Origin of the sequence: Streptomyces filamentosus (assembly GCF_014654895.1) — a bacterium.
GTDB classification, from domain to species: domain Bacteria; phylum Actinomycetota; class Actinomycetes; order Streptomycetales; family Streptomycetaceae; genus Streptomyces; species Streptomyces filamentosus.
On sequence record NZ_BNBE01000001.1, the window covers coordinates 3,874,065 to 3,896,703 of the forward strand.

The window sequence follows — 22,639 nt, forward strand, 5'->3', positions numbered from 1 at the left end:
GGTGGACGAGCAGGAACGGGACCCGCTGGCGCTGGCCCTCTTCCCCGGGGACGGGGAGGACCCCGGGGACGACCCGGAGGTCGCCCGCGCCCTGGCGGACGTGGCCGTGATCCGCGAGCAGCTGGGCGTCCTCGCCGCGGCGCTGACCGCACCCCCGGGGGCCGTGCCTCCCGGGGCCGCACCCCCGGAGGACGTACGTCCCGGGGTCGTACGTCCCGGGGTCGTGCGTCCCCGGCGGCGCGGGCGCGCGGCGGCCTGGGTGCTCGCGGCCTGTCTGGCCCTGGGCGTGCTCGGCACCGGAGGGGCGTGGCTGGCGTCCCGGCCCGGGACGTCGTCCGGGGGGCTCGGGGCGGCCGACGCCAAGCTCACCCCCGGCGGGATCGTGGCCTGCGCCACGGACGTCGCCGAGGGCACGGTGCTGCGGGCCGGGCCGACCGGGGAGGACGGGGAGTTCCGGGTGGTGCTGCGGGTGGAGCGGCGCTCCAGGCCGGCGGGGCCGGACTCCGGCGAGCTGACCTTCCGGGGCTGGGCGGCGGACCCGTCGTACTACCGGCCCGGGGTGCGGATGCTGGTGGTCGTCTCCCGCTTCGCCGACGAGGGGACGCTGACCTTCCGGCAGGACATGGAGCCGCCCGGCGAGCTCGGCGAGGACGTCGGCCCGGTCCGCGACGAGCTGGAGTACGGCCGGAAGTGGGTCGCGAAGGCCCTCGCGGAGGCCGGGGACGCGGAGTGCCCGGGCCGCGGCTGAACCCGGAGGGGCGGGGGCGCGAAAGGGCCGGGTCCCGGCTTCGGCCGAACCCGTGAGGGCCGGGACCCGGCCTCGGCCGAACCCGTGAGGGCCGGGTCCCGGCCTCGGCCGAACCCGTGAGGGCCGGGTCCCGGCTTCGGCCGAAGCCGGAAGGACCGGGGGCCCGGAAGGGCGGGGACGCGGAAGGGGCGGGCGCCCGTACGGACGCCCGCCCCTCCTCGTGCCGCGGGGTGCTACGGGGTGACGCTGCCGATCAGGACGCTGCCGGTGCCCGCGACGGTGCCGCGCGCGTTGACGAGCCGGACCTCGCCGAAGAACTGGCGTCCCTCGGGGGCCGGACCGCCGACGAGGACCTCGGCCGGGACCTTGGTGCTCGCGCCGTTGGCCAGCGGGTAGGTCTTCGTCTCGTCGACCTTCACGGTGCCGAGCGCCGAGGAGAAGTACACGTCCTTGTAGTCGTAGGTCGTGCCGCCCTCGGCGTGGACCGCGTAGCCGTCGATGACGACGGTGTACGTGCCGGCCTTCGGCTTGACGAGGGAGACGGCCTCCTCCGAGTCGCCGTCCGCCGAGGAGGCGACCTTGACGCCGTTCAGGAGCACGGTCAGGTCGAGGTCGGCGGCCTTGTCGGAGGTGTTGCCGATCCCGATGTCGAGGCGCTCGACGCCCTCGCCGACGGTGACGGTCCTCGTCTGCGTCTCGTGGTGCTGGATGGTCGGGGTCTCGACCTTGGCCGAGCCCAGCGAGCCGCCCTTCAGCTTGCCGTCGATGCCGGCGAACTTGTTGGTGACGGTCCACTCGACGGCGGACGGCACGCCGACCTTCGCCTCGGCGACCGTCTGGACGGCCGGGTCGAAGGAGGCGCCGAGGACGGTGACGTCCAGCTTGTACGGGTTGTCCAGGTCCGGCGAGGTGCGGCGGGCCTCGACCTCGATCTCCCAGACGCCGGCCTGCGGGTTGGCGTAGGAGCGCTGGTCGGGGCGGCAGGTGTTCGCCGGGTTGTAGTGCGGGTAGCACATGGTGGTCGCGGTCGGGTCGACCGGGACGCCGTACGGGTGGATGGAGATGAACCGGGTCTGGCTCTTCTCCTTCAGGCCGCCGATCGCCACCTCCAGGGAGGTCGCGCCCTTCGGCACGGTCACGAAGTACGACTTGTGGCTGTTGCGCTGGACCGAACCCTCGGCCTTGAAGTCGTAGCCGGGGGCGACCAGGTCGCTCGCGACGACCGAGGTGGCGAGGATCTGCTTGTCGACGCCCTCGGTGCGCTCGTCGTCGGCCTCCAGGATCACGCTGTGCACGCCGGCGGTCTTCGGGCGGGCCTCCAGCTTGACGGTGACCGGGGTGTTCAGCGGGAGGCGGACCTCGTCGTCGCCGAGGATCCGGAAGGTGCCGTCGTTGTACTTGAGGTCCAGCTCGTGCCAGAGGGCACGGTCCGGGCCGCTGGTGCGGGTGACGGTGACGTCGTAGACCTTCTTCTGGCCGACCTTGAGGCCGCCCTCGCGGTCGTACACGCCGGTGCCGGTGTGCGGGGCCGGGAAGATCACGGTGTCGACCGGGGCCTCGACCTTGTAGGCGTGGGCGGTGGCCCCGTCCTCGATCGACTCCCAGGCGTCGACGATGTCGATGCGGCCGGAGCCCTGCTCGTGGGCCGCGACGCCGGGGATCCGGTCGGCGGTCGAGGTGAGCGCGGTGCGCAGGGTCAGCGGGGAGAGCTCGATGCCGCGCTGCTTGGCGGCGGAGAGCAGCAGCGCGCTGGCGCCCGCGACCTGCGGGGACGACATCGAGGTGCCGTTGAGCATGCCGTAGCCGGCGGGCAGCTCGTAGCCGGCCTCGGGCACGCCCTCGCCGGCCTGCCAGGTCGGGATGGTGTTGACGGCCGAACCCGGGCCGGTGATCAGCGGGGTGGCGCCGCCGTCCTCACGCGGACCGCGCGAGGAGAAGGGGAACATCGCGTACTTCTTCGTCACGGCCGAGCCGTAGTTGGCGGCCCAGGTCTCCTGGGAGACGGCCGCGCCGACCGAGAGGACCTTGTCGGCCAGGCCGGGGTCGCCGATCGTGTTGGTGCCGGGGCCGGAGTTGCCGGCCGAGATCACCAGCTGCACGCCGTACTCGTCGATGAGACGGGTGTAGAGGCGGGCGCGGACGTTGTCGCCGTCGTTCAGCGCGGGCAGGCCGCCGATCGACATGTTGACGATGTCGACGCCGCGGTTGACGACGAGGTCGACCATGCCCTCGGTGAGGGCGACGTTGCTGCAGCCGCCGTCCCAGGTGCAGGCGCGGGAGGAGACGATCTTCGCGCCGGGGGCGGCGCCGTTCATCCTGCCGCCGAAGAGGCCCTTGGCGGCGGTGATGCCGGCGACGTGGGTGCCGTGCGAGGACTCGACGAGGCCGATGTTGACGAAGTCGCGCTTCTGGCCGACCCAGGAGCCGCCGTACGGGTCCATCGGGACGTCCTTGCGGATCTCCACGACGAACGGGCTGCGCTCGGCGACGTCGGTGGCCGGGTCGTCGGTGCCGAAGTAGCCGACCTGGTTGCCGTCCTTGTACGGCTTCATCGGCTCGTTGTCCGTGAAGTCGTTGTCCTGGTCGGTGTCGACGCGGACGGTGCCGGCGACGGGGTCGTACAGCAGGCCGAAGACGTCGGTGGTGTCGCCGTCGCGGTTGACGTCGCCGGCCGGGTCGCCGCCCGCGGTGACGGACTCGCTGAAGCGGCTCCACTGGTAGGAGCCCGCGGGCGCCTTCCAGGACTGCGAGGCGGCGGTGAAGACCGGGCCCGCGACCGGGGTGACCTGGGCGCGCCAGGTGCCGTCGCCGTCGGCGATCGGGTCGGTGGAGGTGACCCAGTCGACGATCTTGCGCTCGCCGGTGGTGGTCTTCTGGAGGGCCGGGTGGGCCAGGTCGACGCCGGAGTCGAGGATGCCGATGGTCACGCCGCGGCCGTCGGCCTTCGGGTGGTCCTCGACGAACTCGACGGCGCCCGTCTCGTGGGACGGGTTGTACGGGTTCTTCGCCGGGGTGCGCTTCGACGGCGCCGGGTAGGTCCGGGCCACCGTGGTGCCCTGGGCGGAGCCGGCCGCGTCCGGGGTCGGGTCGTCCAGGACGATCTCCGCCTGGAGGTCGACCGACTGGACGGAGGAGAGCTTGGTGGCGGCCTTGATGGCCGCGTCGGCCTTGGCGGTCGGCAGCGTCGCGCGGACGTAGCCGAGCTCGTCGTTGCGCTTGCCGACGGAGCCGCCGGGGACGGCGTCGAGCTGGCCGGCGACCTGCTCGGTCGCGCCGGGGGCGGTGGCGACGAGGATGGTGACGTGCGACTCGCCGGCGGCCTCGGCCTCGGCGAGGCGCTGCGCGTCGGTGGCACCGAGCTTGTCGGCGGGCTCCGCGGCCTTGACCGGGGGAGTGGTCGCCGGGTCGTCGGCGGCGAGGACCGGAGCGGCACCGGCCGCGACGAGCGCGGTCACCAGGCCGGCGGCGGCGGCGATACGGGCCGCTCGTCTGGTCCCAGAGGTCGAGCGCCCGGATATGGAGCTCTGCGTTTCGGGGGTGGTCATTTACATCCCTGTTTGTGAAAGAAGGGGGTCCGGATTTCGGTACCGGATGACCGCTCAGCCTTTCGCAAGTGACAGGGTTTTGTGGAGAGTTCTTGGAGGGCCGGTTGTCGTCGTGGCGTACATCCGCCACTGTGGAGTCTCCGCCAGAAATGACGAATCGCCCCCAACGGGGGCGATTCGACGGCGACTCGACGCAGCTCCGGCGGCGGGTCGGGTCCTACTGGTCCTTGCTGCGGGCGTAATGCCGGGACGCCTTCGCGCGGTTGCCGCAGGTCGCCATCGAGTGCCAGCGGCGGGTGCCGTTCCGCGAGGTGTCGAGGAAGTGCAGGATGCACGCCTCGTGCGCGCAGGTCCTGATCCGGTCGGGGGCGGTGCGCAGCAGCTCCAGGTAGTCGCGGGCGGCCGTCCACGCCGGGCCCCACGCCGGATCGGCGAACTCGGTCCGCTCGCCGGGGCCTTCGGCGGTGAGCACCGCACGGATCCGGCCGTGTTCGAGGACGGCGTCGAGCCCTGCGGCGGCTTCCGGGTCGCCGGGCCGGTCCACCAGGTCCTTCAGCGCCTCCCGGGCGGTGCGGGTGTGCGCGAGCGTGGCCGCGTCGGCGGCGAAGCGCCCGCCGAGGCCGTTGGCCGCGAGCCAGACCGCCAGGCCGTCGGTGCCGGTGAGGAGGTCCTGGCGCTCGCCCTCCTCCATCCAGCGGGTGTTGAGCAGGTCCAGGGAGAGCGGTTCGCCGGTCAGCGGCCGCGGGTCGGCGGCGGGCGGGGCGGTCATGGCGGGCATCCTCCTCGATCCCCGGGGTGATCTAACCCCTCAAGCGTACGTGGCGGGTTGCACCCTTCGTCTTCTAACCTCTAAAGTCGAGTTAAGCGGTTAGCCCGAAGGGGGCGACCGGAAACGAGGGGGACCGTCATGTCCGCGATCGGCACGCTGAACACGGCGCACATCGGCGTCAACGTCACCGACCTGGACCGCTCGCTCCGCTTCTACGGCGAGGTCCTCGGTTTCGAGGTGATCGGCTCCGGCGACGCCGACGGCCGCCGCCACGCCTTCCTCGGCCAGGGCGGCCGGCTCGTCCTCACCCTCTGGCAGCAGGCGGAGGGCGGTTACGACGCGACCCGCGCCGGCCTGCACCACCTGGCCTTCGAGGCCGAGTCCATCGAAAAGGTCCGCGAGGCGGAGGCCGCCCTCAAGGCGCGGGGCGTCACCTTCGCCCACGACGGCGTCGTCGCCCACCGCGAGGGCGCGGCCTCCGGCGGCATCTTCTTCCACGACCCGGACGGCACCCGCCTGGAGATCTCCGTCCCCAAGGGCGCCGAGGAGGCCCCGGCCCCCCATGGCGCGGCCCCCACCTGCGGCTTCTTCTAGCCGCCCGGGCGCACCCGGATCCGCGCCCGGGCCCGCGCACTTGTCCGCGTCCGCGTCCGTGCCCTCGCCCGTGCCCGCGTCCGTGTCGTCCGCATCCGCATCCCGCCGAGCCCGCGCCCGAGGAGGCCGCCATGACCGGCACCGCGTACCACCACGGCTCCCTGGCCGTCCAGGAACGGCTCGGCCTCCGGGAGGCCGCCGCCCACATCGCGCCGAGCATCCGCCCCGGCATCCGTCCCGTCGCCGCCGCCTTCCTGGAGGCCCAGCCCATGCTGGTCCTCGGCGCGGCGGCCCCGGACGGCCGCGTCTGGGCGAGCCTGCTCACCGGCGCGCCCGGCTTCGCCCGCGCCACCGGCCCGCACACGGTGTCGGTCGCGGGCGGGGTCCGGCCCGGCGACCCGCTGGCCCCGGCGCTGGCCGGTGAGGCCCGCGTCGGCACGCTCGCGCTCGACCCCCGCACCCGCCGCCGCATGCGCCTCAACGGCACCGCCCGCCCCAGCGCCCGCGGTCTCCTGATCGAGGCCGAGCAGGTCTTCGCCAACTGCCCCAAGTACCTCCAGAAGCGCGAGCTGTACGGCTCGGGCCCCGCCGGCCCGGACGCCCCCCGGGCCCTGCGCGGCGACGCGCTCACCGAGGCGCAGCTGGCCGCCGTCCGCGCGGCCGACACCTTCTTCGTCGCCACCACGGGACCGGACGGCGCCGACGCCAGCCACCGCGGCGGCAACCCCGGCTTCGTCCGCGCCGAGAGCCCCCGCGAGCTCCTCTGGCGGGACTATCCCGGAAACGCGATGTTCCTCACACTCGGCAACCTGGAGACCGACGACAGGGCCGGTCTCCTCTTCCTGGACTGGGAGAACGGGACGACCCTCCAGCTGAGCGGCCGGGCGGAAACGGTATACCGTTCAGAGGAGCGGTTCGTCCGCTTCCGGGTCGACAGCGTCGTCGAGACCCCGGCCGCCGGCCCCCTGCGCTGGTCCGCGCCCGAGTACTCCCCGGCCAACCCGACCACCCCCTGATCGCGCCCCCTGCCGCCCGCACGCGGACTCCCGATCGATGATCCCGAGGAACCCGTGACCACTGCCACCCAGGCTTCCGAGACCACCGCGCCCACCCCGTCCGCGCCCACCGCCACCGTCCCCGCCGCCGCCCCGGCCCCCGCGCCCGCCCGCCCCGGCCCGCCGCCCCGCCCCCGTCCGACGGCCCTGCTCGCCGCCACCGGCGTCAGCACCGCCGCCCTCCTCCTGCTGGTCGCGCTCGGCACCGTCCTGCACCACCCGCTGCTCATCCCGCCGCTCGCCGCGAGCATGGCGCTGGTCGCCGCCTCCCCGCAGCTGCCCCTCTCCCAGCCCCGCTCCGTCATCGGCGGCCAGCTCCTCTCCGCCCTCACCGGCTTCGCCGTCCTCGCCGTCGCGGGCCCCGGCCTGTGGAGCGCCGCCGTCGCCGGCGGACTCGCCCTCGGCGTGATGATGCTGGCCCGCGCCCCGCACTCCCCGGCCGCCGCCACCGCCGTGATCGTCGCCCTCGGCTCCCCGCCGTTCTGGACCTTCACCGGCCTGCTCGCCGCCTCCTGCGTCCTGCTCGTCGCGGTCGGCCTCGTCACCGCCCGCGCCACCCGCCGCGCATATCCCGTGTACTGGATCTAGCCGTCCGCCTAGCCTGCTGGACATGAAGCAGGAGCTGCGGGTGGCGGCCTACGCCGTGATCGTCCGGGACCGTCGGATACTGCTCGCCCGCTGGGTCGCCAGGGACGGCGTCAAGCGGTGGACGCTGCCCGGCGGCGGCATGGAGCACGGGGAGGAGCCCGTCGAGACCGTCGTCCGCGAGGTCGAGGAGGAGACGGGGTACGCCGTCGAGCCCACCGCCCTCCTCGGCATCGACTCGATCATGCGCGGCTGGATCGCCCGGATCGGCGCCCCCGGCTCCTTCCAGGGGCTCGGGATCGTCTACGAGGCCCGCGTCACCGGCGGCGCGCTGCGCCACGAGACCGGCGGCTCCACCGACCTCGCGGCCTGGCACCCGCTGGACTCCGTGCCCGGCCTGACCCGGGTCGAACTCGTCGACGTCGGGCTCGACCTGTGGCGCCGGCGGCCCCCCGTGGGCCGCTCCCCGCGCACGGATCCGGCGAACGGCTGAAAAAGGCTCAACCGGTGCGCGGGGGCTCAACCCTCCCGCACCGCCCGTGGTCCTCCCCGCCGACCGCAGTACCGGACCAGGCACACAGGGGAACCCACATGCGAACCACCCGCACCGCCCGTACCGTCGTCGCCGCGGCGCTCGCCGCCGGCCTCACCGTCACCGCGCTCGCCGCCCCCGCCCTCGCGACGACCGCCGGAGCCCCCGCCGCCCCGGCGGCCCCCGCGAAGCAGGACCACGCCGCCACCCTGGCCGCGCTCCGGGCCAACGTCGACGCGGGCGTCCCGGGTGCCGTCGCGCAGGCCCGGATCGACGGCCGCTCCTGGACCGGCACCGCCGGCGAGCGCGGCGGCGCCGACCGCTTCCGCGTCGGTTCCATCACCAAGACCTTCACCGCCACCGTCCTCCTCCAGCTCCAGGCCGAGGGCCGCATCGACCTCGACGACCCGGTGGAGAAGTGGCTCCCCGGCCTCGTCCGGGGCAACGGCCACGACGGACGGAAGATCACCGTCCGCCAGCTCCTCAACCACACCAGCGGCGTCTACAGCTACACCGAGGACCCCGCCTTCCAGGAGAAGGTCTTCGGCCCCGGCTTCCTGGAGCACCGCTACGACACCTGGAACCCGCGCGACCTGGTCGCCGTCGCCACGAGCCACGCCCCCGACTTCGCCCCCGGCACCTCCTGGCACTACTCCAACACCAACTTCGTCCTCGCCGGGCTCGTCATCGAGGAGGTCACCGGCCGCCCCTACGGCAAGGCCGTCGAGAACCGGATCATCAAGCCCCTCAAGCTCCGCGCCACCAGCGTCCCCGGCACCCGGGTGAACGTCCCCCGGCCCAGCAGCCGCGCCTACTCCACGCTCGTCCCCGAGAAGACGTCCCCCGTCCACGACGTCACCGAGCTCAACCCCTCCCTCGCCCACGCGGCCGGCGAGATGATCTCCGACTCGGCCGACCTCCAGACCTTCTACCGCGCCCTCCTCAAGGGCCGGCTCCTCCCGAAGGCCGAGATGCGCGAGCTCACCACCACCGTGCCGGTCTCCCCCCAGTACCCCGACTACCGCTACGGCCTCGGCATCTCCTGGCAGAAGCTGAGCTGCGGCACCGAGATCTGGGGACACGGCGGCGGCATCCACGGCTCGCTCTCGGAGGCGTACACCACCCGCGACGGCCGGCACACCCTCGCCGCCAACATCAACGCCGACTGGACCGGGGACACCCAGGCCGTCATCGACGCCGAGTTCTGCGGCACGGTCCCGGCGAAGAAGTAGCGCTCACCGGGGCAGGACGACGACATAGGCGGCGGGCTGCCGGTCCGACGCGGCCATCAGCGCCGTGCGGACCACGGTGGCCTGCTGCTCCATCGCCTCGCGCAGCTTGCGCGGGGTCAGGTGGACCACCGTGATGCCCAGCCGCTCCAGGTGCTCCCGCTTGCGGGTGTACTCGGACCACAGGGCGTCCTCGTCCTGCCGCGGCGCCCGGGTGTCCAGCTCCACCGCCACCGCCTGGTCGGGCCAGTAGGCGTCCACCCCGCCCAGGTGCGGCCCGCCCGGCAGCCGCAGGTCCACGTTCCACACCGGGTCCGGCAGCGCGAAGTCCCGCACCATCTCGTACAGCCGCTCCTCCGACAGCGCCCGCCCCTCCACCAGGAGCGAGTCCACCGCGTCCATCACGTGCGGCCGGGTCAGCAGCCGCGACCGGCTCAACTCCCGCACCAGAAGCGTGGTTTCGCAGTGACCGCCGCGCACCGCCTCAGTGAGCAGCAGCCGGACGGTCCCGGCGTCGTGCAGTCCCGAGACGGCGTCGGCGACCGCGCGGGCGACCGGCGCGGCCGGCAGCCCGGCCAGCTCCACCGGCTCCGGCGACTCGGGCGCCCGCACCACCCGGACGAAACCGGTCGAGCGCAGCCGCCGGGTGCGGCCGACGAGGACCTCGACCCGCTCCAGGGCGTCCGGCGGGGGAGCGGAGGCGAAGCCGTGCAGGGCGAGCGCGGCGAGCCCGGTGAGCATCGGGCCCGGGCCGTGCGGCGCCGCCGCGTCGTCCCGGCGGGCGTAGAGCAGCGCGGCCCGCAGCCGGTCGTCGCCGGTCGGGGCGCCCGGACGGAGCAGGAAGACGCCGGGGAGCAGCTGCCGCCAGTCGCCGCCGTCCGCGGACCGTCCGGCGACCTCGGCGGCGGGCACGCCCATGGCCCGCAACTGGCCGGTGGAGGCGAGTCGTTGCGTGATGCCCCGGGTGGCGGAGAGGGAGCCGGAGCGGGGGGTGAGGGAGGTGTCGTGGTTCATGCCGGGGGTCTTCCGCCCTCCGGCCCGGTCCTAACGGCCTGTTACAGGCCGGTTGCCCAATCCGGACAAGCCCGCACTAAAGTACGCGCGTTCGACTGCCGAGAGAGACGGGCCCGGAGGGACGGCCGGGGAGGGACGGCCGGGGAGGGAGTCCCCTGCGGAAGGCTCCCTCCCCGGCGCTCCCGTCATGCCTCCGACGCGTCGCCCTCCCGCGCGTCGCACTCCTGCGCCCGCAGCGCGCGGGCCAGGTCGTCGCGGGACTCCAGGACCAGGCGCCGCAGCGCCGGGGCCGCGTCCGCGTGCTCCGCCAGCCAGGCGTCGGCCGCGGCCAGGGTCTCCGGACGGTCCTGGAGCGAGGGGAACAGCCCCCGGACCACGTCCATGCCGATCTGGATCGAGCGCTCGGCCCAGATCCGCTCGATCGCCGCGAAGTACTTCTCCGCGTACGGGGCGGTCAGCTCGCGCTGCGAGGGCTGCGCGAACCCGGCGATCACCGCGCCCGCCAGCGCGTTCGACAGCGCGTCCGACTCGACGACCTGCGCCCACGCCTGGGCCTTCACCGCCGCCGAGGGCCGCGAGGCGAGCAGCCGCACCTGGTGGCGCTTGCCGCTGGCGGTGTCGTCCCGGGCCAGCTCCTCGCCGATCCGGGTCTCGTCGGCGCGGCCGGTGGCGGCGAGCGGGGAGAGCAGCGCCCAGCGCAGCTCCTGGTCGACGTCGAGGCCGTCGATCCGGGCGGTGCCGGCGAGCAGCCCCTCCAGGAGCTGGAGGTCGGCCTCGCCGGTGGCGGTCGCGGCGAAGAAGCGGGCCCAGGTCAGCTGGTGCTCGCCGCCCGGCTCGGCGAGCCGCAGCTCGCGCAGCGCGCCCTCGGCGAGCAGCCGGCCGCCCTCCTCACGCCAGGCGGGGGCCGCGTAGTGGTCGAGGGCGGTCCGCGCCCAGGCGTGCACCATCTGGAGGACGCCGATGTCGGTCTCTCGCCCGGCGAAGGCGAGCACGGCGGCGACGAAGTCGCGGGCCGGCATCAGCGCGTCCCGGGTGAGGTTCCACAGCGCCGACCAGCACACCGCGCGGGCCAGCGGGTCGGTGATGTCCCCGAGGCGGGTGCGCAGGGTGTCGAGCGAGCCCTCGTCGAAGCGGACCTTGCAGTACGTGAGGTCGTCGTCGTTGACGAGGACGAGCTCGGGCCGCTCGCTGCCGGCCAGGGCGTCGACGACGGTGCGGGCGCCGGCGATGTCGGCCTCGGCCCGCGCGTACCGCACCAGCGCCCCGTCGACGCGCCGGTAGAGGCCCACGGCGACGCGGTGCGGGCGCGGCTCGCCGCCCTCCTGGAGGACGGCGAGCTCGGTGATCCGGCCCTCGGCGTCGTAGGTGATCTCGGGGGCGAGCACGTTGACCCCGGAGGTCTGGAGCCAGGCCTTCGACCACGCCTTCATGTCGCGGCCCGAGGTCTCCTCCAGGACGGACAGCAGGTCGCCCAGGCGGGTGTTGCCGTAGGCGTGGCGCTTGAAGTAGCGGCGGGCGCCCTCCAGGAAGGCGTCCCGGCCCACGTAGGCGACGAGCTGCTTGAGGACCGAGGCGCCCTTGGCGTACGTGATCCCGTCGAAGTTCAGCTTGGCGTCCTCCAGGTCGCGGATGTCGGCCGTGACCGGGTGGGTGGAGGGCAGCTGGTCGGCGCGGTAGGCCCACGCCTTGCGGTTGTTGGCGAAGGTGACCCAGCTGTCGGTGAAGCGGGTGGCCTCGGCGAGCGAGAAGGAGCCCATGAAGTCGGCGAAGGACTCCTTCAGCCACAGGTCGTCCCACCAGACCATGGTGACCAGGTCGCCGAACCACATGTGGGCCATCTCGTGCAGGATCGTGTTGGCCCGCCGCTCGTAGGCCGCCCGGGTGACCTTGCCCCGGTAGACGTACTCCTCGGTGAAGGTGACCATGCCGGGGTTCTCCATGGCGCCGAGGTTGTACTCGGGCACGAAGGCCTGGTCGTACTTGCCGAAGGGGTACGGGAAGTCGAAGTTGTCGTGGAAGAAGTCGAAGCCCTGCTTGGTGACGAGGAAGACGTCGTCCGCGTCGAAGTGCTTCGCGAGCCCCTTGCGGCACATCGCGCCGAGCGGGATCTCCAGGTCGCCGCGCCGGTAGGTGTCGGTGACGTAGTGGTACGGGCCGGCCACCACGCAGGTGATGTACGTGGAGATCGGCTTCGTCTCGGCGAAGCGCCACACGCCGTCGGCGCCGCGCTCGCCCGCGCCGTTGCTCCACACCGTCCAGTCCTCGGGCGCGGTCACCTCGAAGCGGTACGGCGCCTTGAGGTCGGGCTGCTCGAAGTCGGCGTGGACCCGGCGGGCGTCGGCCGGCTCGTACTGGGTGTACAGGTACACCTCGCCGTCCTCGGGGTCGACGAAGCGGTGCATGCCCTCGCCGGTGCGGCTGTAGGCGCACTGCGCGTCGACGACCAGCACGTTCTCGTCGGCCAGGCCGTCGAGGGCGATCCGGGCGCCGTCGAAGACGACCGCCGGGTCCAGCTCCCGCCCGTTGAGGGTGACGGAGGTGACCGAGGGCGCGATCAGGTCCACGAAGGTCGTGTCGGCGTCCCCCGTGCGGCGGAAGCGGATCGTCGTCACCGAGCGGAAGGTGCGGACCGCCTCCGTGCACTCGCCGACCGCCGAGCGCAGGTCGAGGGCGACGTCGTAGCCGTCGACGGACAGCAGAGCGGCCCGCTCGTGGGCCTCGTCGCGGGACAGGTTCTCACCGGGCACGGTCACTCCTTCGTGGCGTGTTCGAAACAGGACCGATCCTCCCATGAGCACCTGTCGCCCGGCGCACGGGAATGCCCTCCGGCCGGTCGGTGTTGCGCCCTGACGGCGCACATCGCCCGCCCGTCGCACAGAGGAGTGACATGTCCGAGAGCAGGACCACCGCCGAGTTCTTCTTCGACCCGCTGTGCCCCTGGGCCTGGATGACCTCCCGGTGGATGCTGGAGGTGGAGAAGGTCCGCCCGGTGGACGTGAACTGGAAGGTGATGAGCCTCGCCGTCCTGAACGAGCACCGCCTCGACGAGGTCCCCGCCGAGTACCGCGAGATGCTGGAGACCAAGGCGTGGGGCCCGGTCCGCGTCGTCATAGCGGCGCAGCAGCTGCACGGCGACGAGGTCGTCGGCAAGCTCTACACCGCGCTCGGCACCCGCTTCCACAACAACGGCGAGGGCCCGACCCGCGAGGCCATCGCCGGCGCGCTGAAGGACGTCGGCCTGCCCGAGGACCTGGCGGAGTACGCCGACAAGGACACGTACGACGCCGAGCTGCGCGCCTCCCACCAGGAGGGCATCGGGAAGGTCGGCGAGGACGTCGGCACCCCGGTGATCGCGGTCCCCGGCCCGGACGGCGACGAGGTCGCCTTCTTCGGCCCGGTCGTCACCCCGACCCCGCGCGGCGAGGCCGCGGCCCGGCTGTGGGACGGCACGCTGCTCGTGGCGTCCACCCCGGGCTTCTACGAGATCAAGCGCACCCGGACGGCGGGCCCCAGCTTCGAGTAGTCCGCCCCCGAGCGGTCCGCGCCGCACACGGAAGGACCCCCGCGATTCACGTCATCGCGGGGGTCCTTCTTTCATCCGCCTGCCCGGTGAAGGTGGAGAAGACGATCACGAGCAGGAGCTTCCTCAGATGCCGATGAGGGGGGTGCGGCCCTTCGCGTCGGCGTAGCGCTTCTGCACGTCCTGCCAGTTCACGACCTGCCACATGGCGTCGATGAAGTCGACCTTCTGGTTCTTGTACTGGAGGTAGAAGGCGTGCTCCCAGGCGTCGAAGACGAGGACCGGCACGGAGCCCTGGCCGACGTTGCCCTGGTGGTCGTAGACCTGCTCGACGATGAGGCGGCCGCTGATCGGCTCGTAGGCGAGGACGCCCCAGCCGGAGCCCTGGGTGGTCGCCGCGGCCTTGGTCAGCTGGGCCTTGAACTTGGCGAAGGAGCCGAAGGACTCGGTGATCGCGTCCGCGAGCTCGCCGGTGCCGTCGGCGGCCAGCGGCTCGCCGCCGCCCTCGCCGCCCTTCGGGGAGGCCATGTTGTGCCAGTAGACGGAGTGGAGGATGTGGCCGGAGAGGTGGAAGGCCAGGTTCTTCTCCAGGCCGTTGATCGAGCCCCACTGCTCCTTGTCGCGGGCCTCCTCCAGCTGCTCCAGGGTGTCGTTGGCGCCCTTGACGTAGGCGGCGTGGTGCTTGTCGTGGTGCAGCTCGATGATCTGCGGGTTGATCACCGGCTCCAGTGCCGCGTAGTCGTACGGCAGTTCCGGAAGTGTGTAGATCGCCATGTGCCGAGCCCTTCCGCTGACTTCTCTTATTGCAACCTATATGCAAGTGCAGGCTAACAGCACCTGCGGGAGAAGTTGATCAGTCCTTGGTCCTAGTTCCCCCGGCCGGGCCCGGACGGGGACCCGGACCCGGGCCCGGAGATGCCGAACGCCCCGCCGGGGCTGCCCGGCGGGGCGTTCGGGAAGGGGTTGTCGGGGCGTCAGCCCTTGGCGGCGCGCGCCTTCTGGAGGCCGAAGCCGACCGCCGCGAGGACCAGGGTCAGCGCGCCCGTGGCGTACAGCTGCACCCGGGTGCCCTCCTCCACGGCCATCAGGTAGAAGATCCCGGCCATGCCGGCCAGCGCCACCCACGTCAGGTACGGGAAGCCCCACATGCGCACGACCAGCTTCTCCGGGGCCTCGCGCTGGGTGCGGCGGCGCAGCACCAGCTGGGAGGCGGCGATGAAGAACCAGACGACGAGGATGATCGCGCCGATCGTGTTGAGGAGCCAGATGAACGCCTTGTCCGGCGACCAGTAGCTCAGCAGCACGGCGCCGAAGCCGACGACCGAGGAGAGCAGGACGGCCGGGCGCGGCACGCCGCCGTAGGTGCGGCCGACGGCCCGCGGGCCCTGGCCGCGGGCGATCAGCGAGCGGGCCATCCGGGAGGCGCCGTAGACGTTGGCGTTCATCGCCGAGAGCAGGGCGACGAGCACGACCACGTTCATGATCTGGCCGGCGGCCGGGATGCCCAGGAAGTCGAGGGTGGCGACGTACGGGCCCTTCTCGACGACCGCCGGGTCGTCCCACGGGACGAGGGTGACGATGACCGCCATCGAGCCGATGTAGAAGAGCGCGATCCGCCACATCGCGGTGCGGACGGCCTTGGCGACGCCCTGCACCGGGTGCTCGGACTCGGCCGCCGCGATGGTGACCGTCTCCAGGCCGCCGTACGCGAAGACGGAGGCGAGCAGGCCGACGATCAGGCCCTCGGAGCCGTTCGGGAAGAAGCCGTGGTCGCCGAGGAGGTTCGAGGTGCCGGGGATGTCGTCGGTGCCGGGCAGCAGGCCGGTGATGGCGAGGACGCCGATGCCGAGGAAGAGGACGATCGCGCCGACCTTCAGCGCGGCGAACCAGAACTCGAACTCGCCGAAGTTCTTCACCGCCGCCAGGTTGGTGCCGCAGAAGACCACCATGAAGAGCAGCACCCAGGCCCACTCCGGGGTGCCCGGGAACCAGCCCGTCATGATGTTCGCCGCGCCGATGCCCTCCAGGCCGACGGCCACGCAGAGCAGGAACCAGAAGGCCCAGCCGGAGGTGAAGCCGGCCCACGGGCCGAAGGCGCGCTCGGCGTGGACGGAGAAGGAGCCGGAGGCGGGGTTGGCCGCGGACATCTCGCCGAGCATCCGCATGACCAGCATGACGAGCACGCCGGAGATCGCGTACGCGACGACGATCGAGGGCCCGGCGGCGGCGATGCCGGCGCCGGAGCCGACGAAGAGGCCGGCGCCGATGACGCCGCCGAGCGCGATCATCGACAGATGGCGCTGCTTGAGGCCGTGCGAGAGGCCCTCGGCGGGAGCGGTGGTGCCGTCCTGGCGGTCGGCCCGCGCGGGTGCGGTGGTCCGAGACATGGGCAACCCTGTTCATAGGCTGAGACGGGGAGGGGAGCCCACAGTCTGGGTGCCGGTACCGCTCAGGGGGAACGGGTGTCCGCTATACGGTCACCACCTTCACACAAGGTGAAGATCTAGTTCCGCTTCGTCGTGGACCTGCGGGCCTCCAGCAGCTCCCGCACCCCCGCCACCAGCAGCACCGCCCCCGTCGCCCCCGCCGACCACAGCACCTGCGGCCGGCTCGCGTCGTCGCACAGCATCAGCACCAGCACCGCGGCCATCGCCGCCAGCGCCGTCCACGTCAGCCACGGGAAGCCCCACATCCGCAGCGTCGGCGCTTCCGGCACCTCCCGCTCGATCCGCGGCCGCAGCCGCAGCTGCGACACCGCGATCAGCGCCCACACGAAGAGCAGCACCGCGCCGACCGCGTTGAGCATGTAGAGGAAGACGGAGTCCGGCCACTTCAGATTCAGCAGCACCGACACGAAGCCGAACGCCACCGAGGCGAGCACCGCCCGCCGGGGCACCCCGCCGCCCGACACCCGCAGCAGCCCCTTCGGCGCCTCCCCGCGCTCCGCCAGCGAGAAGACCATCCGGGACGAGCCGTACAGGTTGGCGTTGAGCGCCGAGAGCAGCGCCACGAACACCACCACGTTCATGATCTGCCCCGCGCCCGGCACCCCGATCGCGTCCAGCACCGCCACGTACGGCGACTCGCCCGGCACGATCGACGTCCACGGCAGCAGGGTCACGATCACCAGCATCGAGCCCACGTAGAAGAGGAGGATCCGCCACACGGCGCTGCGCACCGCCCGCGCCACGTTTCGCGCCGGGTCCTCCGACTCGGCCGCCGCGATCGTGACGACCTCCAGGCCGCCGAAGGCGAAGACCACCGCGAGGACCCCGGAGACCACTCCGGACCAGCCGTTCGGCAGGAAGCCGCCCTGCCCGGTCAGGTTCGCGAGCCCCACCGGATCGGTGTCCGGCAGCCAGCCGCCGATCGCGAGGACGCCGAGCGCCAGGAAGAGCACGATCGCGCCGACCTTCAGCGCCGCGAACCAGAACTCGAACTCGCCGAAGTTCTTCACCGCCGCCAGGTTCGCCGCCGTGAAGACCACCATGAAGAGCAGCACCCAGCCCCACTGCGGGACCCCCGGCACCCACCCGTGCGCGATCCGCGCCGCGCCTGTCGCCTCCACGGCGAGCACGACGACGAGCAGGAACCAGTACAGCCACCCCACCGAGAAGCCCGCCCAGCGGCCGAGCGCCCGCTCCGCGTGCACCGAGAACGCCCCGGACGCCGGCATCGCCGCCGACATCTCGCCGAGCATCCGCATCACCAGCATCGCGAGCGCCCCCGCGAGCAGGTACGAGACCACGATCCCGGGCCCGGCGACGGCGATGCCCGCCCCGGAGCCGACGAAGAGGCCGGCGCCGATGACCCCGCCGAGCCCGAGCATCGTCAGGTGACGCTGCTTCAGGCCGTGCGAAAGGGGCTCGGGTTCGGCGAGGGGGGAGGAGGGCGGGGCGTCGTCGCGCATGGTGGGGGACTCGCGCTCTGGGAGAGGAACTTATGGAGACCCCACAGTCTCCCCGCTGGGCACCTCCGGACGCAAAAGGGACGACACCTGCCGAGTCGTCAGTGACAAGCGTCACGTGGCGCCCGCGGGTCGGGGGCGCCTTTGTCGGAACTCGATGAAGCCCTGCGGCGCGGCTTTGTCGGCGGCTGACGGTGATCGAACGTTCACTCCTGCCGTAGCGTCACCCTGTCCCCGCCCCCTCACCCCCGCGGAGTACCGATGAGCACCGCCGCCGCCCCCGTCCGTACCCTCCGTACGGGCACCGTCCTGGCCGACCTCCTCCCGGCGAGCCGCGTCCGCGACCTCGCCCTCGTCGCCGGCGGCGCCGCCCTCACCGGCCTGGCCGCCCAGCTCACCGTCCCGGTCCCCGGCTCCCCGGTCCCGGTCTCCGGCCAGACCTTCGCCGCCCTGCTCGTCGGCACCGCCCTCGGCGCCCGCCGCGGCTTCCTCGCCCTCGCCCTGTACGCCCTCGCCGGCATGGCGGGCGTCCCGTGGTTCGCGGAGGCGGCCTCCGGCTACGCCATGCCGTCCTTCGGCTACGTCCTCGGCATGCTCCTCGCCGCGACCGTCGTCGGCGCCCTCGCCCGCCGCGGCGCCGACCGCTCGGTGCTGCGCACCGCCGGCACCATGGTCCTCGGCTCCGCGATCATCTACGCGGTCGGCGTGCCCTACCTGGCCCTCGCCACCGGCATGACCCTCGGCCAGGCGGTCGCCGCCGGCCTGACCCCCTTCCTCATCGGCGACGCCCTCAAGGCCGCCCTCGCCATGGGCGCCCTCCCGGCCGCCTGGAAGCTCGTCGGCCGCAAGGGCTGACCCCCGCCGTACGCGAAGGGCCCGCCGCTCCGGCACGGAGCGGCGGGCCCTTCGCGTACGGCGGGGGTCAGCCCCGGGCGGCGGTCTTCCGGGTCCGCTCGCGGACCAGGGCGACCGCCAGCACCAGCGCGGCCACGAGGAGCGAGAGCACGACCTGCTCCCGGGCGCTGCCGCCGTCGTAGAGCATGTAGCCGAGGACGAAGACGATCATGCCGATCGTCGCCCACGTCAGGTACGGGAAGAGCCACATCCGCACGACCAGCTTCTCGGGCGACTCGCGCAGGATGATCCCGCGCATCCGCAGCTGGGTCACGCAGATGACCAGCCAGACGAAGAGCGCCACCGCGCCGGAGGCGTTCAGCAGGAAGGCGAAGACGGTGTCCGGCCACTGGTAGTTGAAGAACACCGCGACGAAGCCGAAGACGACCGAGGAGAGGATCGCGGCCTTCGGCACGCCCCGCTTGTCGACCTTCGCGAAGCCCTTCGGCGCGTCCCCGCGCCGGCCGAGCGAGAAGGCCATCCGGGAGGCCGTGTAGAGGCCCGAGTTCAGGCAGGACAGCACGGCGGTCAGCACGATCACGTTCATGATCTGGCCGGCCGCGGGGATGCCGATGGAGTCGAGGGCGGCGACGTACGAGCCCTTCTCCACGATCGACGGGTCGTTCCACGGCAGCAGCGTCAGGACCACGAAGATCGAGCCCAGGTAGAAGACGCCGATCCGCCAGATCACGCTGTTCGTCGCCTTGGTCACGGCCCGCTGCGGGTCCTCCGACTCGCCCGCCGCGAGGGTCACGATCTCGCTGCCCATGAAGGAGAAGACGACCATCAGGACGCCGGTCAGGATCGCGCCCGCGCCCTTCGGCATGAAGCCGCCCGCGTCCGTGAGGTGCGCGAAGCCCGCGCCCGGGTTGTCCGAGCCCGGCAGCACGCCGAAGACCGCGAGCAGGCCGATCACCACGAAGGCGCCGATCGCCACGACCTTGATCCCGGCGAACCAGAACTCGAACTCGCCGTACGAGGCCACCGAGGCCAGGTTCGTCGCGGTGAGCACCACCATCACGATCAGCGCCCACGCCCACTGCGGCACCGCCGGGACCCAGCCCTCCAGGATGACCGCGCCCGCGGTCGCCTCGACGGCCAGCACGACCACCCAGAAGAACCAGTACAGCCAGCCGATGGTGAAGCCCGCCCAGCGGCCCAGCGCCTGGTCGGCGTAGGCGGAGAAGGAGCCGGAGGAGGGCCGGGCGGCGGCCATCTCGCCGAGCATCCGCATCACGAAGACGACCATCGCGCCGACGAGCGCGTAGGAGAGGAGGATCGCGGGCCCCGCGGCGGCGATGCCGGCGCCGGAGCCGACGAAGAGGCCGGCGCCGATGACGCCGCCGATGGCGATCATCGACAGGTGGCGGTTCTTGAGCCCGGCCTTGAGGCCGTCGGAGGACGGGGCCGCGCCGGGGTCGCCGGTGGTGTCGCCTTCCTCGGCGAGGGTCGGCTGCGTGTTCATGAACGCTTCCTTCGGGTGTGGGGGGTGGCTCGGGTCGCGAGCCGGAGCCATGAAACCCGGCGACCGGCCGGTACGGAAGAGTTGATTCCGGATCGTGATTCGGGACATAAGGTCCGGACCAGACGGGACGAAGGTCCGTGACCCGCCGGGACCGAGGTCCCGACCCCGCTGACGCCTGCCCCGTCCCGGCCGTGCCACACTCGGAGCCATGCGCGTCTACCTCGGTTCCGACCACGCCGGCTACGAACTCAAGAACCACCTCGTGGAGTGGCTCAAGGCCCACGGCCACGAGCCCGTCGACTGTGGCCCCCACATCTACGACGCCCTCGACGACTACCCGCCCTTCTGCCTGCGCGCCGCCGAGAAGACGGCCGCCGACGAGGGCAGCCTCGGCATCGTCATCGGCGGCTCCGGCAACGGCGAGCAGATCGCCGCGAACAAGGTGAAGGGCGTCCGTGCCGCCCTCGCCTGGAGCGAGCAGACCGCCGCCCTCGGCCGCGAGCACAACAACGCCAACGTCGTCGCCGTCGGCGCCCGCATGCACACCGAGGAGGAGGCGACCAAGTTCGTCGAGATCTTCCTCGCCACCCCGTACTCCGGTGACGAGCGCCACACCCGCCGGATCGAGATGCTGAGCGCGTACGAGACCACCGGCGAGCTCCCCCCGATCCCGGCCCACCACCCGCAGGAGCCCACCGCCTGATGCCCGAAGGGCACACCATCCACCGGCTGGCCGCCGACCACCGCGAACGGTTCGGCGGCCGGCCCGTGCGCGCCTCCAGCCCCCAGGGCAAGTTCTCCGACTCCGCCGCCCTCCTCGACGGCGAGGTCCTGGAGACCACCGAGGCGCACGGCAAGCACCTCTTCCTCGGCTTCCCGCGCGACCAGTGGGTCCACATCCACCTGGGCCTCTTCGGCAAGGTGGCCTTCGGCGGCGCCCCCGCCCCGCCGCCCGCCGACACCGTCCGGCTGCGCCTCGCGAACCCGGAGTCGTACGTCGACCTCCGCGGCCCCACCACCTGCGCGCTGATCACCGACGCCGAGAAGCGGGCGATACACGACCGGCTCGGCCCGGACCCGCTCCGCGAGGCCGACGACCCCGACGCGGCCTGGCGCCGGATCTCGAAGTCCCGCACGACGATCGCCGCCCTGCTCATGGACCAGAAGGTCATCGCCGGCGTCGGCAACGTCTACCGCGCCGAGGTCCTCTTCCGCCACGGCATCGACCCGTACCGCGCGGGCCGCGACCTCACGGCGGGGGAGTGGACCGCCCTCTGGGACGACCTCGTGGCCCTCATGCGCGAGGGCGTCCGCCTGAACCGCATCGACACCGTCCGCCCCGAGCACACCCCCGAGGCGATGGACCGCCCGCCGCGCGTCGACGACCACGGCGGCGAGGTCTACGTCTACCGCCGGGCGAACCTCCCGTGCCACCTCTGCGGCACGGAGATCCGCACGGCGGACCTGGCGGCCAGGAACCTCTTCTGGTGCCCGACCTGCCAGGCGTGAGCGCGACCTAGAAGCCGTGCGGCAGCCAGGGCGCCACGGCGGATCCGAAGGCGAGCGACGCCTCCGCCAGCGCGCCCTCCCGCAGTTCGGCGACCCGGCCCGCGCCCGCCAGCGCCGCCAGGGACGTGCCGCCCAGGTAGGCCGCGCCCAACTCCCGTACGGACAGGGAGAGATCGGCGGCGTCGGAGGTCCGCTCGCACACCGCGCCCTTCGCGTCCCCCGACAGCCGCCACCGCCCCGCGTTCCACGGACAGAACGCGTCCGCCACCTCGAACACCACGTCCACCGGCGCCTGGTACGTCCGCGCCTCCAGCGCCGCGCCCACGTCCACCAGCCGCGCGAACAGCCCCTCCCGCACGGTCGGTTCGCACCGCCGCACGTCCGACACCAGGTGCTGCCACGCGTCGTCCACCGGACGGCTGTCGAAGCGCACCGTCGTCGTCAGGTCCACCGAGCACAGGAACCGCCACAGCGCCGCCTCCGCCACCGGGTCCAGCCCCCGCAGCTCGCGCACCCCCACCGAACCGTTCGCGCCCGCCCAGCTCCAGTCCGCCCTGATCGTGTAGTACGCGTACCCCACGACCTCCCCGGCCCGCTCCGCCACCACGCACAGCAGCGGCGACGAGCCGTTCCGCGACCCCGGCGCGTCCAGCACCGGCAGCCGCTCCCAGCCCGGCGCGCGGAGCGTCGTCCCCGGCCGCAGCGGCGCCATGCGCGCGTACACCGCCTCGGTCACCGCCGTGGACTCCTCCGCCGGCACCATCCGCAGCGCCACCTCGTCGGTGCCCGCCGGCACGTCCAGCCGCACCCGCGTCGTGTCGATCGTCCCCCGCTGCGACCAGGTCGCCGCCCCGTAACCGAACCGCCCGTAGATCACCGGCTCGGAGGCGGTCAGCACCGCCAGCGGCTCGCCCAGCGCCCGCACGTCGTCGAGCTGCCGGCGCATCATCGAGGTCAGCAGCCCGCGCCTGCGATGCGTTCCGGCCACGCTCACCATCGTCACCCCGGCCGCCGGCACCGCCGCCCCGCCCGGCACCGTCAGCCGGAACGAGAACGCCCCCGCCGTCCCCACCGCCCGGTCGCCGTCCCAGACGCCCAGCGACCGCCCGCACTCGGTCAGGTCGCGCCACAGCGCCCGCTCCTCCGGCTCCTCCGCCAGGCCCCCGAAGGCCAGCTCCAGCGCCGCGAACCAGCGGTCCCACTCCGAGGGGTCGAGCACCCGCAATTCAGTAGTCATATGCCATCGATAGCAGCGGATCGTGCCCGGGGCGAC

Annotated in this window: 19 protein-coding genes; 10 read left to right on the forward strand and 9 right to left on the reverse strand. The window is 73.0% G+C overall.

Features of this window, described 5'->3' with window-relative positions; all coding sequences use genetic code 11:
• Position 1 precedes the first annotated feature (1 nt).
• The gene (locus IE326_RS17420; RefSeq protein WP_190041975.1) at positions 2-748 is read left to right on the forward strand and encodes a hypothetical protein; all 747 of its coding nucleotides are present in this window, start codon (positions 2-4) and stop codon (positions 746-748) included.
• Between the two features lie 233 nt (positions 749-981).
• On the opposite strand, the gene IE326_RS17425 is transcribed toward IE326_RS17420, so the two are convergent.
• Both IE326_RS17425 and IE326_RS17430 read right to left on the reverse strand, forming a co-directional pair.
• Positions 982-4,293: a S8 family serine peptidase gene (locus IE326_RS17425; RefSeq protein ID WP_190041976.1), complete on the reverse strand. Its 3,312-nt coding sequence runs from the start codon at positions 4,291-4,293 to the stop codon at positions 982-984.
• Positions 4,294-4,510: 217 nt separating this feature from the next.
• Positions 4,511-5,062: a CGNR zinc finger domain-containing protein gene (locus IE326_RS17430; RefSeq protein WP_150228209.1), complete on the reverse strand. Its 552-nt coding sequence runs from the start codon at positions 5,060-5,062 to the stop codon at positions 4,511-4,513.
• A gap of 138 nt (positions 5,063-5,200) precedes the next feature.
• On the opposite strand from IE326_RS17430, the gene IE326_RS17435 reads away from it, so the two are divergent.
• The 5 genes from IE326_RS17435 (at position 5,201) to IE326_RS17455 (ending at position 9,060) form a co-directional block, all read left to right on the forward strand.
• Positions 5,201-5,656 carry a VOC family protein gene (locus IE326_RS17435; protein ID WP_150228208.1) on the forward strand — a complete coding sequence of 152 codons (456 nt, stop codon included), beginning with the start codon at positions 5,201-5,203 and terminating at the stop codon, positions 5,654-5,656.
• Positions 5,657-5,787: 131 nt separating this feature from the next.
• The gene (locus IE326_RS17440) at positions 5,788-6,672 is read left to right on the forward strand and encodes a pyridoxamine 5'-phosphate oxidase family protein (RefSeq protein WP_190041978.1); all 885 of its coding nucleotides are present in this window, start codon (positions 5,788-5,790) and stop codon (positions 6,670-6,672) included.
• Positions 6,673-6,726: 54 nt separating this feature from the next.
• Positions 6,727-7,299 (forward strand): HPP family protein, encoded by a 573-nt coding sequence (locus tag IE326_RS17445; protein WP_150228206.1) that lies wholly within the window; start codon positions 6,727-6,729, stop codon positions 7,297-7,299.
• A 22-nt stretch (positions 7,300-7,321) separates the two neighbouring features.
• The gene (locus IE326_RS17450; RefSeq protein WP_150228205.1) at positions 7,322-7,789 is read left to right on the forward strand and encodes an NUDIX hydrolase; all 468 of its coding nucleotides are present in this window, start codon (positions 7,322-7,324) and stop codon (positions 7,787-7,789) included.
• Positions 7,790-7,887: 98 nt separating this feature from the next.
• The gene (locus IE326_RS17455) at positions 7,888-9,060 is read left to right on the forward strand and encodes a serine hydrolase domain-containing protein (protein WP_150228204.1); all 1,173 of its coding nucleotides are present in this window, start codon (positions 7,888-7,890) and stop codon (positions 9,058-9,060) included.
• Positions 9,061-9,063: 3 nt separating this feature from the next.
• Here the strand turns inward: IE326_RS17455 and IE326_RS17460 are convergent, their stop codons facing one another.
• On the reverse strand, positions 9,064-10,071 hold the full coding sequence (locus IE326_RS17460; protein WP_190041979.1) for a hypothetical protein: 1,008 nt from the start codon (positions 10,069-10,071) through the stop codon (positions 9,064-9,066).
• Positions 10,072-10,256: 185 nt separating this feature from the next.
• The gene (pepN, locus tag IE326_RS17465) at positions 10,257-12,818 is read right to left on the reverse strand and encodes an aminopeptidase N (protein ID WP_190041980.1); all 2,562 of its coding nucleotides are present in this window, start codon (positions 12,816-12,818) and stop codon (positions 10,257-10,259) included.
• A 140-nt stretch (positions 12,819-12,958) separates the two neighbouring features.
• On the opposite strand from pepN, the gene IE326_RS17470 reads away from it, so the two are divergent.
• On the forward strand, positions 12,959-13,594 hold the full coding sequence (locus tag IE326_RS17470; RefSeq protein ID WP_150228201.1) for a mycothiol-dependent nitroreductase Rv2466c family protein: 636 nt from the start codon (positions 12,959-12,961) through the stop codon (positions 13,592-13,594).
• 123 nt (positions 13,595-13,717) lie between these two features.
• Here IE326_RS17470 and IE326_RS17475 read toward each other — a convergent pair whose 3' ends face one another.
• The 3 genes from IE326_RS17475 to IE326_RS17485 all read right to left on the reverse strand — a co-directional run bounded on the left by IE326_RS17475 (position 13,718) and on the right by IE326_RS17485 (position 17,501).
• Positions 13,718-14,365, reverse strand: coding sequence for a superoxide dismutase (locus tag IE326_RS17475; RefSeq protein ID WP_150228200.1), 648 nt, complete (start codon positions 14,363-14,365; stop codon positions 13,718-13,720).
• A gap of 200 nt (positions 14,366-14,565) precedes the next feature.
• Complete coding sequence (locus IE326_RS17480; protein ID WP_190041981.1) at positions 14,566-15,978, reverse strand: amino acid permease; 1,413 nt, start codon at positions 15,976-15,978, stop codon at positions 14,566-14,568.
• A gap of 116 nt (positions 15,979-16,094) precedes the next feature.
• The gene (locus IE326_RS17485; protein WP_190041982.1) at positions 16,095-17,501 is read right to left on the reverse strand and encodes an amino acid permease; all 1,407 of its coding nucleotides are present in this window, start codon (positions 17,499-17,501) and stop codon (positions 16,095-16,097) included.
• 258 nt (positions 17,502-17,759) lie between these two features.
• Between IE326_RS17485 and IE326_RS17490 the strand changes: the two genes are divergently transcribed.
• Complete coding sequence (locus IE326_RS17490) at positions 17,760-18,353, forward strand: biotin transporter BioY (protein ID WP_190041983.1); 594 nt, start codon at positions 17,760-17,762, stop codon at positions 18,351-18,353.
• 67 nt (positions 18,354-18,420) lie between these two features.
• Here IE326_RS17490 and IE326_RS17495 read toward each other — a convergent pair whose 3' ends face one another.
• A complete protein-coding gene (locus IE326_RS17495) occupies positions 18,421-19,857 on the reverse strand; it encodes an amino acid permease (RefSeq protein WP_190041984.1) in 1,437 nt (478 codons plus the stop codon).
• A 208-nt stretch (positions 19,858-20,065) separates the two neighbouring features.
• Here IE326_RS17495 and IE326_RS17500 point away from each other — a divergent pair, with 208 nt between their 5' ends.
• Positions 20,066-20,560: a ribose-5-phosphate isomerase gene (locus tag IE326_RS17500; RefSeq protein WP_190041985.1), complete on the forward strand. Its 495-nt coding sequence runs from the start codon at positions 20,066-20,068 to the stop codon at positions 20,558-20,560.
• Positions 20,560-21,366: an Fpg/Nei family DNA glycosylase gene (locus tag IE326_RS17505; protein WP_190041986.1), complete on the forward strand. Its 807-nt coding sequence runs from the start codon at positions 20,560-20,562 to the stop codon at positions 21,364-21,366. Before IE326_RS17500 ends, IE326_RS17505 begins: the two co-directional genes overlap by 1 nt.
• Before the next feature lie 7 nt (positions 21,367-21,373).
• On the opposite strand, the gene IE326_RS17510 is transcribed toward IE326_RS17505, so the two are convergent.
• Positions 21,374-22,603: a GNAT family N-acetyltransferase gene (locus IE326_RS17510; RefSeq protein ID WP_150228193.1), complete on the reverse strand. Its 1,230-nt coding sequence runs from the start codon at positions 22,601-22,603 to the stop codon at positions 21,374-21,376.
• Positions 22,604-22,639 lie beyond the last annotated feature (36 nt).